This window comes from Mycolicibacterium stellerae (assembly GCF_003719305.1).
GTDB lineage: Bacteria > Actinomycetota > Actinomycetes > Mycobacteriales > Mycobacteriaceae > Mycobacterium > Mycobacterium stellerae.
The window spans coordinates 1-14,109 of the sequence record NZ_RARC01000012.1 but is presented as its reverse complement, the minus strand read 5'-3'; the positions used below and the strand labels follow the sequence as shown (position 1 = coordinate 14,109).

Here is a 14,109-nt window from a genome sequence, read left to right as displayed (position 1 = left end):
AGCGCTTGCCTAGGCGATGTGGAAGTCGCGGTCGTCGGGTCGCGCCAGCATGGCCGTCATCGTCTTGCGGTCATAGGGCCATAGGTCGATGTTGCCCTCGTCGGTGAGGTACCAGGAATTGCATCCGGTGTTCCACACAGTCGGCCCGAGCGCCGCGGCGACGTCGTCGTTGAATTTCGTGGTCGCCTGCTCGGTGACCTCGACGGTGCCGAACTCGCCGTCGCGAAATCGCTGCAGCCACTGCGCGATATAGCGCGCCGTCAGCTCAGAGGAGTACTGAAGCGACACCGAGCCGGTCGGCGAATTGGGGCCGAGCACGGTGAAGAAGTTCGGGAAACCCGGAATGGCCGTCATGCGGTATGCCCGAGGGCCTTTCGCCCAGGCATCGTCGATGTCCAGGCCGTCGCGGCCGTGCAGCTTCATCGGCCGCATGTAGTTGTGCGCCTGAAATCCAGTGGCGAGTATCAACAGGTCGACGTCGTGTTCGCGGCCGTCCGCGGTTCGGATGCCGCGAGGGGTGATCTCCTCGATTTCGGCGGTGACGACGTCGGCGTTGCCGGCCCGAATCGCTCGGTAGTACGAGGCCGATATGACTTGCCGCTTGCAGAAGGGTTGGTAGTCCGGGGTGAGGCGGTCGCGCAGTTCGCGATCTCGTATCTGAAGGCGCAGACACCACCGTGCGTAGTTCTGTGCCAGCCTGCGCTGCCACGTCGGCCGCACGGCGATGTCGGTCAAGATGCGCGAGCCCCGAAGCAGGACACCGTAGAACCGACGATGCAATGCGGGCAATCTGTGCAGCACTCTTGCCAACACCGTCGGCTGAGATAGGCCCATGGGCGCCCATATCACCCACTGCGGGGTCCGCACGAAGTGCGTGATGTGCGCGGCGTCGCGCTGCAGCGCCGACACGATCTGCACGCCGGTGGATCCGTTTCCGATGACGGCGATCCTGCGGCCGCCGGTCTCGATGTCGTCGTCCCATCGAGCGGTGTGCACGAGATCGCCCTTGAACGAATCGAGCCCGGCGATGTCCGGCGTGAAGGGGTGGTGCAGCACACCGGTTGCGGCGATCACGAAATCGGCTTCCAACTCCGCGCCGTCGGTGGTGACCACGTGCCATGTGGCGCCGGAGAAGACCGTCGAGGTGACTTCGGAGGTCAGGCGCAGCCGATCGCCGAGGCCGAACTGTTCGACGACGCCGCGGAGGTAGCTCTGGATCTCGTCGCCCTGGGCGAAAATGCCGGCCCAGTCCGGTTTGGGCGCGAACGAGAACTGGTAGAGCTGTGACGGGATGTCACACGTCAGGCCCGGGTAGTGGTTCCAATGCCAGACGCCGCCGACGTCATCACCCTTCTCCAGAATCGTGAAGTCGTGAAATCCCGCCCGCTGCAGTGTGACCGCGGTGGCGATGCCGGCGATGCCCGCGCCGATGATGACGATCCTCGGTTCCCGTGTCATCGCCGATCCTTGGCCTGGGCCTCGATCGTCTGCTCGTAGGCGCCGCGCACGTCGTGCTCGACCGATGTCAACGCTCGACGATCGCGAATCACCTTGCGAGCCAGGCTCATCAGGGCGTTAGGCGCGGCGGCACTCAACAGGTCCCACCCGGCCAGGTAGCGGGGCACGGTGATTTCGGCGCGCCTGCTGGCGACGCTGCCGACGATCGCGCGGGCGACGGCTTCCGGTTCCACAGTCGGCAGACCGCGCCCCAGTGGTACACCCGACGTGAGCCTGGTCCGCACGGCGCTTGGCAGCACGGTCGTCACGCTGACACCGGAGTCGCGGTACTCCTCGCGCACCGCGGCGGACAATCCCACAGCGGCGAACTTACTGGCGTTGTACACGGCCATGCCGGGAATGACCAGCTTTCCCGCCATGGAAGCGACGTTCACGATGTGGCCGCGTCCACGTCCGATCATGTGCGGCAACACAAGACGCATCCCGTTGATCAGCCCCCAGACATTGACGTCGAATGTGGTCCTGCTGATCGCGTCGTCTTCGGACAGGAAGTCGCCAAGCGGCATCAGGCCCGCGTTGTTGACCAGCATGTCGATGCGTCCGTGACGCTCGACGACGGCGGCGACGAACTCGGCGAACGAGTCCCGCGACGTCACGTCGACGGTGTAATCGCCACCGTCGAGGTCGCCGACGCAGACCGTCGCCCCTACGGCGGCGAAGAGCTCCGCCGTCGACCTGCCGATCCCGCGCGCGCCGCCGGTGACGACCACGACCGCACCCTCAACGCCGATCCGGGGATAGGCCATGCGCGACTCCCTTCATTCGAAAACCGACGGTATCTGGAAACCCATCGGTATGTCAAAGGACTACCATGCACCCATGACCCGCATGACCCGCGCCGAGAGCCAGGCGCATACCAGGTCGCAATTGCTCGTGACCGCAAGACGGATGTTCTTCGAAGACGGTTACCACCCGACATCACTGGAGAAGGTCGCTGACGCCGCCGGCTACTCGAAGGGCGCGGTGTACTCGAACTTCCGTAACAAGGACGAACTGTGCGCCGCTGTGCTCGACGAGATCCGAGCGGAACGCCTCACCGAAGTTCTCGGGCTGGTTTCGCAACCTGACCGGTTCGATGCCATTCGCGATTGGGCGCAACGTGTCATCGGTGATCCGGGATGGACGTCGCTGGAGGCCGAGTTCGCATTGCACGCGCGCTCGAATGACCAACTGCGCACCGAACTCGCCGGGCGACTGGACGCCATCATCCAAATGCTCGCAAACGGCATCGAATCCGCCGCCGACCTCGACGTGGGCATGCCCAGCCGCGAAGCGGCCACCGTGATGCTCGCGCTCGGCGTCGGCCTCGGCCTGATGCGGTCGGTCGACCCGTCGGTCCCGGTGAACGGGCTGGTCGACACTCTCCGACTGGTGGCCGGACAACCTATCTAGCAATCATCGAGTTCTGGCATGCTAGGTGCCATGACTGAGCCGCATTTCGGTGGCACCGAGGGACCTCCGCCCCCTCATCAACCTCACTATCAACCGCCACCGCCCGGATATGCGCAGCAACAGCCTGGATATCCGCCGCCTGGTCAGCAGTACGGGCAGTATCCGCAGGCCTATATGGACCCGACGGCGCCGTACGGTCGCCATCCGCTGACCGGCGAGCCGTTGTCTGACAAGTCCAAGATCGTTTCCGGGTTGCTGCAGTTGATCGGGCTGTTCGGCCTCGTCGGCATCGGGCGTATTTACCTCGGCTACACCGGGCTGGGCATCGCGCAACTTGTTGTGGGCCTTGTCACGTGCGGAATCGGCGCGGTGGTGTGGGGCATCGTCGACGCCGTGCTCATCTTCACCGACAAGGTGCGTGACCCCGAGGGGCGTCCCCTTCGTGAGGGCACCTAACACCGCGATCAGCGGTCGGGCGCGGCTGTACGGCGCACTCGGCGCAGGCGCGCTGCTCGCGGGTGGGCTGGCTTACGTCGGCCTCGCTGATCCCCACAATCCCGACTTCGTCTTCCCGGCCTGCCCATTCAAGCTGCTGACGGGCTGGAACTGCCCGGCGTGCGGCGGGCTCCGAATGACGCACGACCTACTACACGGCGACCTGGCCGCCGCTGTCGTCGACAACATCTTTCTTCTCGTCGGGTTGCCTGCGCTGCTGGCATGGGTCCTTGTGCGTTGGCGCGCCGGAAGGCCGACCTTCACCATGCCCGCGATCGCAATCATCGCCGTCCTCGCCGTCATCTGGACGGTGGTGCGGAATCTGCCCGGGTTCCCGCTGGTCCCCACGATTCTCGACGGGTAGCTGCCGAGCTGCGCTGATACAATTCGATTTCGGGCCGCTGCAGTCCCGGTCGAATGATTTCGCCAGACTGCGGAGGTAAATTCCCAGTGCTGTTCTCGGCATTGCCGCACGCCCAAGGGCTGTACGACCCGCAACATGAGTCCGACTCATGCGGTGTCGCCATGATCACCGACATCCAGGGCAGGCGTTCGCACTCCATCGTCGCCGACGGCCTCGTCGCTCTCGAACACCTCGAACACCGCGGCGCGGCAGGCGCGGAAACCAACAGCGGTGACGGTGCGGGCATTCTCATCCAGCTGCCCGTGGAACTCCTTGCTGATGTCGTCGACTTCGAGCTGCCTGCACCGACCACCGATGGCTGCAACACGTTCGCCGCCGGAATCTGCTTCCTGCCGCAGGACCTCGACGAGCGCGCGGCAGCGCGCGACCAGATCGAAGCCATTGCGGCCGAGGAACGGTTGGAGGTCCTCGGCTGGCGTGAGGTGCCGGTCGATCCCGACGGGGCTGACCTCGGCGCCACGGCGCTGGGCTGCATGCCCTACATGGCACAGATCTTCGTGGCGGCACCGGACCGAGTGGGCGGCATCGACCTGGACCGGCGGATCTACCCGATGCGTAAGAGGGCCGAAGCGGGAAACGTGTATTTCCCTTCCCTGTCCAGCCGCACCATCGCGTACAAGGGCATGCTGACGACAATGCAGCTGCCGCAATACTTTCCGGATCTGCGCGACGAACGATGCACCAGTGCGATCGCCATCGTGCACAGCAGGTTCTCCACCAATACATTTCCGTCCTGGCCGCTGGCGCATCCGTTCCGCTTCGTCGCGCACAACGGTGAAATCAACACCGTGCGCGGCAACCGCAACCGTATGCACGCCCGCGAAGCGATGCTGGCGAGTTCCAACATCCCCGGTGACATCGCCAGGCTCTCACCGATCTGCGCGCCCGACGCGTCGGATTCGGCGTCGTTCGACCAGGTTCTCGAGCTGCTGCACCTCGGCGGGCGCAGCCTGCCGCATGCCGTGCTGATGATGATCCCCGAGGCGTGGGAAAACAACGCATCTCTTGCCCAACCGCGCCGGGATTTCTGGCAGTTCCACGCCTCGCTGATGGAACCATGGGACGGCCCGGCGTGCGTCACCTTCACCGACGGAACAGTTGTCGGAGCAGTGTTGGACCGCAACGGATTACGGCCGGGCCGCTGGTGGCGCACCATCGATGACCGCGTCATCCTGGCCAGCGAAAGCGGTGTGCTTGACGTGCCGTCGGCAGAGATCGTCGCGAAGGGCAGGCTCGAACCCGGCAAGATGTTCCTGATCGATACCGCCGCCGGACGCATCGTTGCCGACGACGAGATCAAGGCCGAACTGGCAGCCGAGCATCCGTATGGAGAGTGGCTGCACGCGGGCCTGCTTGACCTGAAGACACTGCCCGACCGCATCCGCGCGCAGCCCAATCACGAATCGGTCGTCCGTCGGCAGGTCGCGTTCGGATACACCGAAGAAGATCTGCGAATCCTGTTGACGCCCATGGCGGCATCTGGTGGCGAGCCGCTCGGCTCGATGGGCACCGACACGCCAACCGCGGTGCTGTCACAGCGGGCCAGGCAGCTCTACGACTACTTCGTCGAACTCTTCGCCCAGGTGACCAATCCGCCGCTGGATGCGATCCGCGAAGCGGTCGTCACGTCGATGGCGCGCGTCATGGGCCCGGAGCAGAACCTGCTCGAGCCGTCGGCGGCGTCGTGTCGTCAGATCAAGCTTTCCTGGCCGGTGCTCGACAACGACGAGCTCAACAAGATCGTCCACATCAACGACGACGGGGAACAGTCCGGGCTCCGGACGGCGGTGCTGCGGGGCCTGTACGACGTCGAGCGTGGCGGTGAGGGCCTGGCCGACGCCATCGAGGACCTCCGTCTGCAGGCCTGCGATGCGATCGCCAAGGGTGCTCGCACACTGGTCATCTCCGACCGAGATTCCGATCACACCCGCGCACCCATTCCATCGCTGCTCGCGGTATCCGCGGTGCACCACCATCTGGTGCGGACCAAACAGCGCACCACCGTCGCGTTGGTTGTGGAGAGCGGCGACGCCCGCGAAGTGCACCACATCGCGATGCTGATCGGATTCGGAGCCGCCGCGGTCAACCCGTATCTGGCATTCGAATCCATCGAGGACCTGGTCCGCGAGGGTGAGCTCACCGGCATCGAGGCCGCCGTAGCGGTTCGCAATTATCTGAAGGCACTCGGCAAGGGCGTCATGAAGGTGATGAGCAAGATGGGCATCTCCACCGTCGCGTCCTACACCGGCGCCCAGGCCTTCGAGGCGATCGGGCTCGACCACGACGTGGTCGGCGAATATTTCACCGGCACGCCGAGCCAACTCGGGGGAGTCGGGCTCGACGTGATCGCCGAGGAGGTCAAGCAACGACACCGCCGTGCCTATCCGGAGAACCCGACGGAGCGGGTGCACCGTCGCCTCGACGTCGGCGGCGAGTACGCCTTCCGCCGGGAAGGCGAGCTTCATCTGTTCACGCCAGAAGTCGTGTTCCTGCTTCAGCATTCGACCCGCACCGGCCGCTACGACGTCTTCCAGCAGTACTCCGACGAGGTCGACCGGCTGTCCCGCGAGGGCGGCACTCTGCGCGGGCTGTTCCAGCTGAAGACGGGAGTGCGACCCGCCGTGCCCCTCGACGAGGTCGAGTCCGTCGATTCGATCGTCACCCGGTTCAACACCGGCGCGATGAGTTACGGCTCCATATCCGCCGAAGCGCACGAGACCATGGCGATCGCGATGAACAACCTCGGCGGGCGGTCCAATAGCGGCGAAGGCGGGGAGGACGTCGACCGGCTCTACGACCCGCGCAGGCGCAGCGCCGTCAAGCAGGTGGCGTCCGGCCGCTTCGGTGTCACAAGCGATTACCTGGTGAACGCGTCGGACATCCAGATCAAGATGGCGCAGGGCGCCAAGCCTGGTGAGGGTGGGCAGCTGCCGGGCTACAAGGTGTATCCGAACATCGCCAAGACCCGCCATTCGACGCCGGGCGTCGGCCTGATTTCGCCTCCGCCGCACCACGACATCTACTCGATCGAAGACCTGGCGCAGCTCATTCACGACCTGAAGAACGCCAACTCCGACGCACGCATCCACGTCAAGCTGGTCAGCTCGGTCGGTGTCGGCACCGTTGCGGCAGGGGTGTCGAAGGCCCACGCCGACGTCGTGCTGATCTCCGGCTATGACGGCGGCACCGGTGCCGCGCCGCTGACGTCGCTCAAGCACGCAGGAGCCCCGTGGGAGATCGGCCTCGCCGACACCCAGCAGACCCTGATACTCAACGGGTTGCGCGACCGGATCACCGTGCAGTGCGACGGCGGTATGCGCACCGCGCGCGACGTCGTCGTGGCGATGCTGCTCGGCGCCGAGGAATTCGGCTTCGCCACCGCACCACTCGTGGTGTCCGGCTGCATCATGATGAGGGTCTGCCATCTCGACACCTGCCCGGTCGGCGTCGCCACCCAGAACCCCGAACTACGGTCGCGGTTCAACGGCAAACCCGAGTTCGTGGAGAACTACTTCCGGTTCATCGCCGAGGACATCAGGCGCTACCTCGCCGAGCTCGGCTTCCGCACGATCGACGAGGCGGTCGGCCAAGTCGACATGCTCGACACCGCGCACGGCGTCGCCCATTGGAAGGCAAAGGGTCTCGACCTGACACCGATCTTCGCGATGGCGAGCAACGCCCACGATCCCGCCCAGACGGTGCGCAGGCGGGTCCGCGACCAATACCACGCGCTGGACCAGGCCCTGGATCAGACGCTCATCCAGCTCGCCGAGGGCGCGCTGGAGGATGCTCACCCCGTTCGGCTGGAACTGCCGGTGCGCAACGTCAACCGAACGGTGGGCACCATGCTCGGTGCCGAGGTCACCCGCCGATACGGCGCGCAGGGACTGCCGGATGGCACCATCCACATCGCGCTGCGCGGCTCGGCGGGCCAGTCGATCGGGGCGTTCCTGCCGCCGGGCATCACCCTCGAGCTGACCGGTGACGCCAACGACTATGTCGGAAAGGGGCTTTCGGGTGGCCGCGTCATCGTCAAGCCACCCGACGACGTGCTGTTCCTTCCGGAAGACCACGTGATCGCGGGCAACACGCTGCTTTACGGGGCAACATCGGGCGAGGTCTTTCTTCGTGGTCGGGTCGGCGAACGCTTCTGTGCCCGCAACTCCGGTGCGCTCGCGGTCTCCGAGGGTGTGGGCGACCACGCGTGCGAATACATGACGGGTGGACGAGTCGTGGTGCTCGGTGAAACCGGTCGAAACATGGCCGCAGGCATGTCGGGCGGTGTGGCATTCGTGCTCGGCCTCGACCCGGCGATGGTCAACACCGAGATGGTCGAGTTGCAGCGCCCCGACCCAGAGGACTTCACCTGGCTGCACGATGTGGTGAGCAGGCACGCCCGGCTCACCGGTAGCACGGTCGCCGCATCGGTGTTGTCCGACTGGCCAAGGCGTAGTGCGCAATTCACGAAGATCATGCCGACCGACTATCAGCGCGTCCTGACTGCGACAAGGATGGCCAAGGCCGAGGGCCGCGACGTCGACACCGCGATCATGGAGGCCAGCCGTGGCTGATCCGCATGGATTCCTCGAGGTACCTCGGGTCGAGGCGGCGAAGCGACCGGTAGACGAGCGCGTCGGCGATTGGCGCGAGGTCTACGAACGACAGGATCCGCAGCAGCGCGCAGGCGAGGTGTCCCAGCAGGCCCGCAGATGCATGGACTGTGGAATCCCGTTCTGCCACTCGGGAACCGCCGGCTGCCCGCTGGGCAACCTCATCCCCGAGTGGAACGACCTGGTGCGCCGAGGGCGGTGGGATGCCGCAAGTGACCGGCTGCATGCCACCAACAACTTTCCGGAGTTCACCGGGCGGCTGTGTCCCGCCCCGTGCGAGGCGGCCTGCGTCCTGTCCATCGGTGACGAGAAGACCGGCGGCAGCGTCACCATCAAACGCATCGAGCAGACCATCGCCGACCATGCGTGGATGGACGGCATCGTCGAGCCCCAGCCCGCCGCCATCTCGACGGGTAAGAGCGTCGCCGTCGTCGGCTCGGGTCCTGCGGGACTGGCCGCCGCGCAACAGCTGACCCGCGCCGGACATGAGGTCACGGTGTACGAGCGCGACGACCGGTTGGGCGGCCTGATGCGCTACGGAATCCCTGAATACAAGTTCGAGAAGGCGATGCTCAACCAACGATTGGCCCAAATGCGGGCCGAGGGCACGCGTTTCGTCACCGACTGCGAAGTGGGTGTCGACCTGGCTGTGGAGCAGCTGCGCGAGCGCCATGATGCGGTGGTATTGGCGGTCGGCGCGCTGCGCGGCCGGGACAACGATGTCGAGGGGCGCCACCTCGACGGTGTGCACCTCGCGATGGAATATCTGGTCCCTGCCAACAGGGAGTGCGAGGGTGACGGCCCGTCGTCGCTGTCGGCCAAAGGCAGGCACGTCGTCATCATCGGCGGCGGTGATACCGGCGCAGACTGCCTCGGCACCGCGCACCGCCAGGGCGCGGCGTCGGTCACGCAGCTCGACTACAACCCCGAGCCGCCGGAGTACCGCGACGAGTCCCGCTCGCCGTGGCCGATGTGGCCGCTGGTGCTGCGCACGTCGCCTGCGCATGCCGAAGGCGGTGCGCGGCGCTACGAGGTCGCCGTGCAGCGCTTTGTCGGCGACGACAACGGCCACGTCCGCGCACTGGAGATCGCCGAGGTGCGGGTCACCCGCGACGCGGAGGGGCGTCGGCAGATCACCCCGGTCGGCGAGTCCATGGAGATTGCCTGCGACCTCGCCCTGCTGGCGATCGGGTTCGACGGCGTCGAACACATGGCCCTGCTTGACGACCTCGGGCTGGCACTGAACCGGCGAGGGGCGTTGTCATGCGGATCGGATTGGCAGACGGACGCCCCCGGGGTGTTCGTCTGCGGTGACGCCCATCGCGGGGCGTCGCTGATCGTCTGGGCGATCGCAGAAGGGCGCAGCGCTGCGCACGCCGTTGACTCCTATCTGATGGGCGAGTCCGACCTTCCCGCGCCGGTGCTGCCCGGCGCATTGCCGCTCGCCGTCGCATGACGGCCACCGATCGGGACTATGCTGAGAAGTCGTGACTAGACGCGGAAAGATCGTCTGCACTCTCGGCCCGGCGACCAGTGAAGACCACGTTGTTCGGGCGCTGGTTGAGGCCGGAATGGATGTGGCCCGGCTCAACTTCAGCCATGGCGAGTACGCAGATCACGAGTCCCATTACAAGCGGGTACGGGCGGCATCGGATGTGACGGGCCGTGCGGTGGGCATCCTTGCCGACCTGCAGGGCCCCAAGATCCGGCTTGGCCGGTTCGCCGCCGGGCCCACCTACTGGGCCAACGGCGAAACCGTTCGCATCACCGTCGACGACTGCGAGGGCACCCATGACCGGGTGTCCACCACCTACAAGCAGCTCGCCGCCGACGCCGCACCCGGCGACCGGCTGCTGGTTGATGACGGCAATGTCGGTCTGGTCGTCGAGCATATCGACGGAAACGACGTGGTCTGCTCGGTCACCGAGGGCGGGCCGGTCAGCAACAACAAGGGGCTTTCGCTGCCCGGCATGAACGTCTCGGTGCCCGCGATGTCGGAGAAGGACATCGAAGACCTCGAGTTCGCTCTTCGCCTCGGCGTCGACCTTGTCGCGCTGTCGTTCGTGCGATCGCCAGCCGACGCCGAACTCGTGCACGACGTGATGGACCGCGTCGGCCGCCGGGTACCGGTGATCGCCAAGCTGGAGAAGCCGGAAGGCGTCGACAACCTCGAAGCGATTGTGCTGGCCTTCGACGCGATCATGGTCGCCCGCGGTGACCTCGGCGTCGAGCTGCCGCTGGAAGAGGTGCCGCTCGTGCAGAAGCGCGCCATCCAAATGGCAAGGGAGAACGCCAAACCCGTCATCGTCGCCACCCAGATGTTGGAGTCGATGATCGAGCATTCCCGGCCGACGCGCGCGGAGGCATCCGACGTCGCCAACGCGGTGCTGGACGGCGCGGACGCGGTGATGCTGTCCGGCGAGACGTCGGTCGGCAAGTACCCGTTGGAAGCGGTCAGGACCATGGCCCGCATCATCTCGGCGGTCGAGCAGAATTCGGTGGTGGTTCCGCCCCTGACGCACGTGCCAAGGACCAAGCGCGGTGTCATCTCCTATGCGGCCCGCGACATCGGCGAGCGGTTGGACGCCAAGGCGCTGGTCGCCTACACCCAGTCCGGCGACACCGTCCGCAGGCTGGCGCGGCTGCACACCCCGTTGCCGCTGCTGGCGTTCACATCGCTGCCTGAGGTGCGAAGCCAGCTGGCATTGAGCTGGGGCACCGAGACGTTCATCGTGCCGCACATCGAGACCACCGACGGAATGATCCGTCAGGTCGACAAATCCCTGCTTGAGCTCGGTCGCTACAAGCGCGGAGACCTGGTGGTCATCATCGCGGGCGCGCCACCGGGCACAGTAGGCTCGACCAACCTGATCCACGTGCACAGGATCGGCGAGGACGACGTCTAGTCCGACCATCGCGCTTAGTAGGGGGACCGGTGCCGGTAGGCGACCTCGAAGAGTTGCTTGCGGTCCTTGGCCTCATCCGCATCGACGACGACACCTTCGTCGGATCACACCCGAGTAAGAATCCGCCCCGCACGTTCGGCGGTCAGATGATGGCGCAAGCCTTCGTGGCGGCGGGCCGGACGTTGGTTCGGGATTGCCCGCCTGGCGCCATGTCGACGCACTTCATCGCGGGCGGCAACCCCGAAAAGGACCTCGAGTTCCGGGTCGTGCGGTTGCGTGACGAACGCCGGTTCGCCAACCGCAGGGTCGACGTCGTGCAGGACGGTGTGCTGCTGACGACCGCGATGGTCTCCTTCGTCGACGGCGGGCGCGGCCTCGAACACGGAACGGAAGCACCGGTCGTCCCAGATCCGTTGTCGCTGCCCAAGATCGACGATCTGCTCGCCGGCTACGAGAAGACGGTGCCGCAGTTTGTCGAGGCGTTGCGGCCCATCGAGTGGCGGTATACCAACGACCCGGCCTGGGTGATGAGGAGCAAGGGCGAAAAGCTGGGTCACAACCGGGTGTGGCTGAAGGCCGACGGGCCGATGCCAGAAGACCCGCTGCTGCACACCGCCGCTCTGGTGTACGCCTCGGACACCACGGTGCTCGACTCGATCATCACCACCCACGGACTTTCGTGGGGCTACGACCGCATCTTCGCTGCGACGGTCAACCACTCGCTGTGGTTCCACCGCCCGATCCGGTTCGACGAGTGGGTGCTGTATTCGACGACGTCGCCGGTGGCGTCCGACTCGCGGGGCCTGGGAACCGGGCATTTCTACGACCAAGCTGGGCAGATCGTGGCTACCGTGGTGCAAGAAGGAATCATCAAGTACTTCCCGGGTGCATAGCGATGAAGCAAGCAACGGGGCTTCGGGCCCGCGAGCGTGTCGTCGTCCACGTCGACTCGACGGCCGCTCGATGGATCAGCGCGCTCGCGGTGCTCAGCCTGTCGTGGTGGGTGCTCCTCCTGCACAAGGATCTGGCCTGGTCATTGACCGTCCTGGGCGCCGTCGTTCTGATTGCGCGCGGCATCTTTCTCGGCAGGCCGGTCACCGCGGGCCATGCCACCGCGGCGATGGTTGTGTGCATCCTGGGCATCGCAGCGGTGTTCCTGGCTTTCGATTTGCTCGGCAACCTGCTGTTGGTGACATCGGCCGTGCTGCTGATGTGGCCGACGTCGGCACGTCCGAACCCGGCCGATCTGCCTCGAATACTCGGGTTGGTGAACGCGACGTCAGGGGACCCGCTGGCGCCGTTCGCGATGCAGTCGTCGAAGTGCTATCACTTCAGCGCTGACGGCACCGCGGCGATCGCCTATCGCACCCGGCTGGGCTTCGCCGTCGTCAGCGGCGACCCGATCGGTGACGATGCCGGCTACACCGCGCTGGTCGCGGATTTCGCCACGATGTGCCACACCAGAGGGTGGCGCATCGCCGTCCTCGGCTGCAGCGAACGCCGCCTGAACCTGTGGTCGAACACGGCGGTGCTGGGCCGCAAGCTCAGCGCCGTGCCCATCGGGCGCGATGTGATCATCGATGTGGCGGCGTTTGACATGGTCGGGCGGCAGTACCGCAATCTCCGCCAGGCCGTGCAGCGGACCAGGAACTTCGGCATCACCACCGAGGTCGTTGACGAACAAGGCCTCGAGGCCGAACTGCTCGCCGAGCTCACCGAGGTAATCCTCGCGTCGCCGAGCGGTGCTCGCACCGAGCGCGGTTTTTCGATGTCGCTGGACGGCACGCTTGAGGGCAGGTATCCGGGTGTCGCGCTGATCATCGCGCGCGACAAGGCCGGTCGCGTACAGGGGTTCCACCGCTACGCCACGGCAGGCAACGGCACCGAGGTGACCCTTGATGTGCCGTGGCGCCGCCGCGGGGCGCCCAACGGAATCGACGAGCGGCTCTCGGTCGACATGATCGGCAAGGCCAGACAGCAAGGGGCGCAACGGTTGTCGCTCGCCTTCGCGGCATTTCCGGAGATCTTCACCGACAAGCAGCGCAACCTGCCCCGTAGCCTTGTCTTCACGATGGTCCACCTGGGCGACCCGCTCATCGCGCTGGAGTCCCTCTACCGCTACCTACGGAAGTTCCATGCGCTTGGCGACCAGCGGTATGCGATGGTGACGCTCACGCAGGTGGTGCCGCTCCTTGTCGTGCTGTTGTCGCTTGAGTTCGTCCCGAGGCGGCGGCGTCTTACTAGCGGGTCGGTGGTGCGGGCGTCGTTATCGTGACGCTGAACTGATCCTCGACACGTTCCTGGAACCGATCCACACATCCCTGCACGGCTTCCTGGTCCGAGCCCGCCCTGGACAGGCAATCCATGTAGTCGGTGCCGCCCACTTCGTTGAACACCCAGACCGACAGCACGATCACGACGATTGCCTCGATGATGCTCAGAATTCCGAGCACGATGCCCGCGATCGCGATTCCACCGTTGGTGGCTTCTCCGCGCCTGGCGCGCTGCCATCCGAGGAAACCGAGTATCACGGCGACGACGCCGAGCACCACGCCGCCGACGACCGAGATCAACGCGATGATCGCGACCACCAGAGCCGCGATGCCCAACCCGTTCTTCGGTGCTGCGGGCGGCGTGGTGCTCGGCGTCGTCGCCGTGATACTCGGCTGTCTCTGATACACATCGGACGCTGCCGACGAAGGCTTAGGGGTAGAGATGGGTGGTCGGCCGTGCGTTGAAGAAAACACGAGTGAGAACACACAGA

The 14,109-nt window shown here is 65.8% G+C and carries 11 protein-coding genes; 8 read left to right on the top strand and 3 right to left on the bottom strand.

The annotated features are described in order from the left end of the window. Positions 1 to 9: 9 nt before the first annotated feature. Together D6M19_RS16505 and D6M19_RS16500 are read right to left on the bottom strand one after the other, a co-directional pair. Positions 10 to 1,458 (bottom strand): flavin-containing monooxygenase, encoded by a 1,449-nt coding sequence (locus D6M19_RS16505; RefSeq protein ID WP_123026318.1) that lies wholly within the window; start codon positions 1,456 to 1,458, stop codon positions 10 to 12. Next, positions 1,455 to 2,264 (bottom strand): SDR family oxidoreductase, encoded by an 810-nt coding sequence (locus D6M19_RS16500; RefSeq protein WP_123026317.1) that lies wholly within the window; start codon positions 2,262 to 2,264, stop codon positions 1,455 to 1,457. The genes D6M19_RS16505 and D6M19_RS16500 overlap by 4 nt, the downstream gene beginning before the upstream one ends. A 73-nt stretch (positions 2,265 to 2,337) precedes the next feature. Between D6M19_RS16500 and D6M19_RS16495 the strand changes: the two genes are divergently transcribed. The 8 genes from D6M19_RS16495 to D6M19_RS16460 all read left to right on the top strand — a co-directional run bounded on the left by D6M19_RS16495 (position 2,338) and on the right by D6M19_RS16460 (position 13,620). Further along, positions 2,338 to 2,910, top strand: a complete 573-nt coding sequence (locus D6M19_RS16495) for a TetR/AcrR family transcriptional regulator (RefSeq protein ID WP_164478525.1) — start codon at positions 2,338 to 2,340, stop codon at positions 2,908 to 2,910. 30 nt (positions 2,911 to 2,940) lie between these two features. Further along, complete coding sequence (locus D6M19_RS16490) at positions 2,941 to 3,366, top strand: TM2 domain-containing protein (RefSeq protein WP_123026316.1); 426 nt, start codon at positions 2,941 to 2,943, stop codon at positions 3,364 to 3,366. Continuing rightward, entirely contained in the window at positions 3,353 to 3,769 is a 417-nt protein-coding gene (locus D6M19_RS16485) for a DUF2752 domain-containing protein (RefSeq protein ID WP_234834893.1), read from the top strand. Before D6M19_RS16490 ends, D6M19_RS16485 begins: the two co-directional genes overlap by 14 nt. Before the next feature lie 86 nt (positions 3,770 to 3,855). Continuing rightward, complete coding sequence (gene gltB / locus D6M19_RS16480; protein ID WP_123026315.1) at positions 3,856 to 8,400, top strand: glutamate synthase large subunit; 4,545 nt, start codon at positions 3,856 to 3,858, stop codon at positions 8,398 to 8,400. Next, entirely contained in the window at positions 8,393 to 9,895 is a 1,503-nt protein-coding gene (locus tag D6M19_RS16475) for a glutamate synthase subunit beta (protein ID WP_123026314.1), read from the top strand. The genes gltB and D6M19_RS16475 overlap by 8 nt, the downstream gene beginning before the upstream one ends. Positions 9,896 to 9,926: 31 nt before the next feature. Next, complete coding sequence (gene pyk, locus D6M19_RS16470) at positions 9,927 to 11,345, top strand: pyruvate kinase (protein WP_123026313.1); 1,419 nt, start codon at positions 9,927 to 9,929, stop codon at positions 11,343 to 11,345. Between the two features lie 29 nt (positions 11,346 to 11,374). Further along, complete coding sequence (locus D6M19_RS16465) at positions 11,375 to 12,238, top strand: acyl-CoA thioesterase II (RefSeq protein WP_123026312.1); 864 nt, start codon at positions 11,375 to 11,377, stop codon at positions 12,236 to 12,238. Between the two features lie 2 nt (positions 12,239 to 12,240). Beyond that, on the top strand, positions 12,241 to 13,620 hold the full coding sequence (locus D6M19_RS16460) for an MprF family protein (protein ID WP_123026311.1): 1,380 nt from the start codon (positions 12,241 to 12,243) through the stop codon (positions 13,618 to 13,620). On the opposite strand, the gene D6M19_RS16455 is transcribed toward D6M19_RS16460, so the two are convergent. Continuing rightward, positions 13,586 to 14,026: a DUF4190 domain-containing protein gene (locus D6M19_RS16455; RefSeq protein WP_234834892.1), complete on the bottom strand. Its 441-nt coding sequence runs from the start codon at positions 14,024 to 14,026 to the stop codon at positions 13,586 to 13,588. The genes D6M19_RS16460 and D6M19_RS16455 overlap by 35 nt on opposite strands. Between the last annotated feature and the right edge of the window lie 83 nt (positions 14,027 to 14,109).

Bases quoted from the DNA above. Each gene is read 5' to 3' on its own strand.
- D6M19_RS16495 (WP_164478525.1), top strand. From the start codon at position 2,338: ATGACCCGCATGACCCGCGCCGAGAGCCAGGCGCATACCAGGTCGCAA.
- D6M19_RS16490 (WP_123026316.1), top strand. From the start codon at position 2,941: ATGACTGAGCCGCATTTCGGTGGCACCGAGGGACCTCCGCCCCCTCAT.
- D6M19_RS16460 (WP_123026311.1), top strand. From the start codon at position 12,241: ATGAAGCAAGCAACGGGGCTTCGGGCCCGCGAGCGTGTCGTCGTCCAC.
- D6M19_RS16505 (WP_123026318.1), bottom strand. From the start codon at position 1,458: ATGACACGGGAACCGAGGATCGTCATCATCGGCGCGGGCATCGCCGGC.
- D6M19_RS16500 (WP_123026317.1), bottom strand. From the start codon at position 2,264: ATGGCCTATCCCCGGATCGGCGTTGAGGGTGCGGTCGTGGTCGTCACC.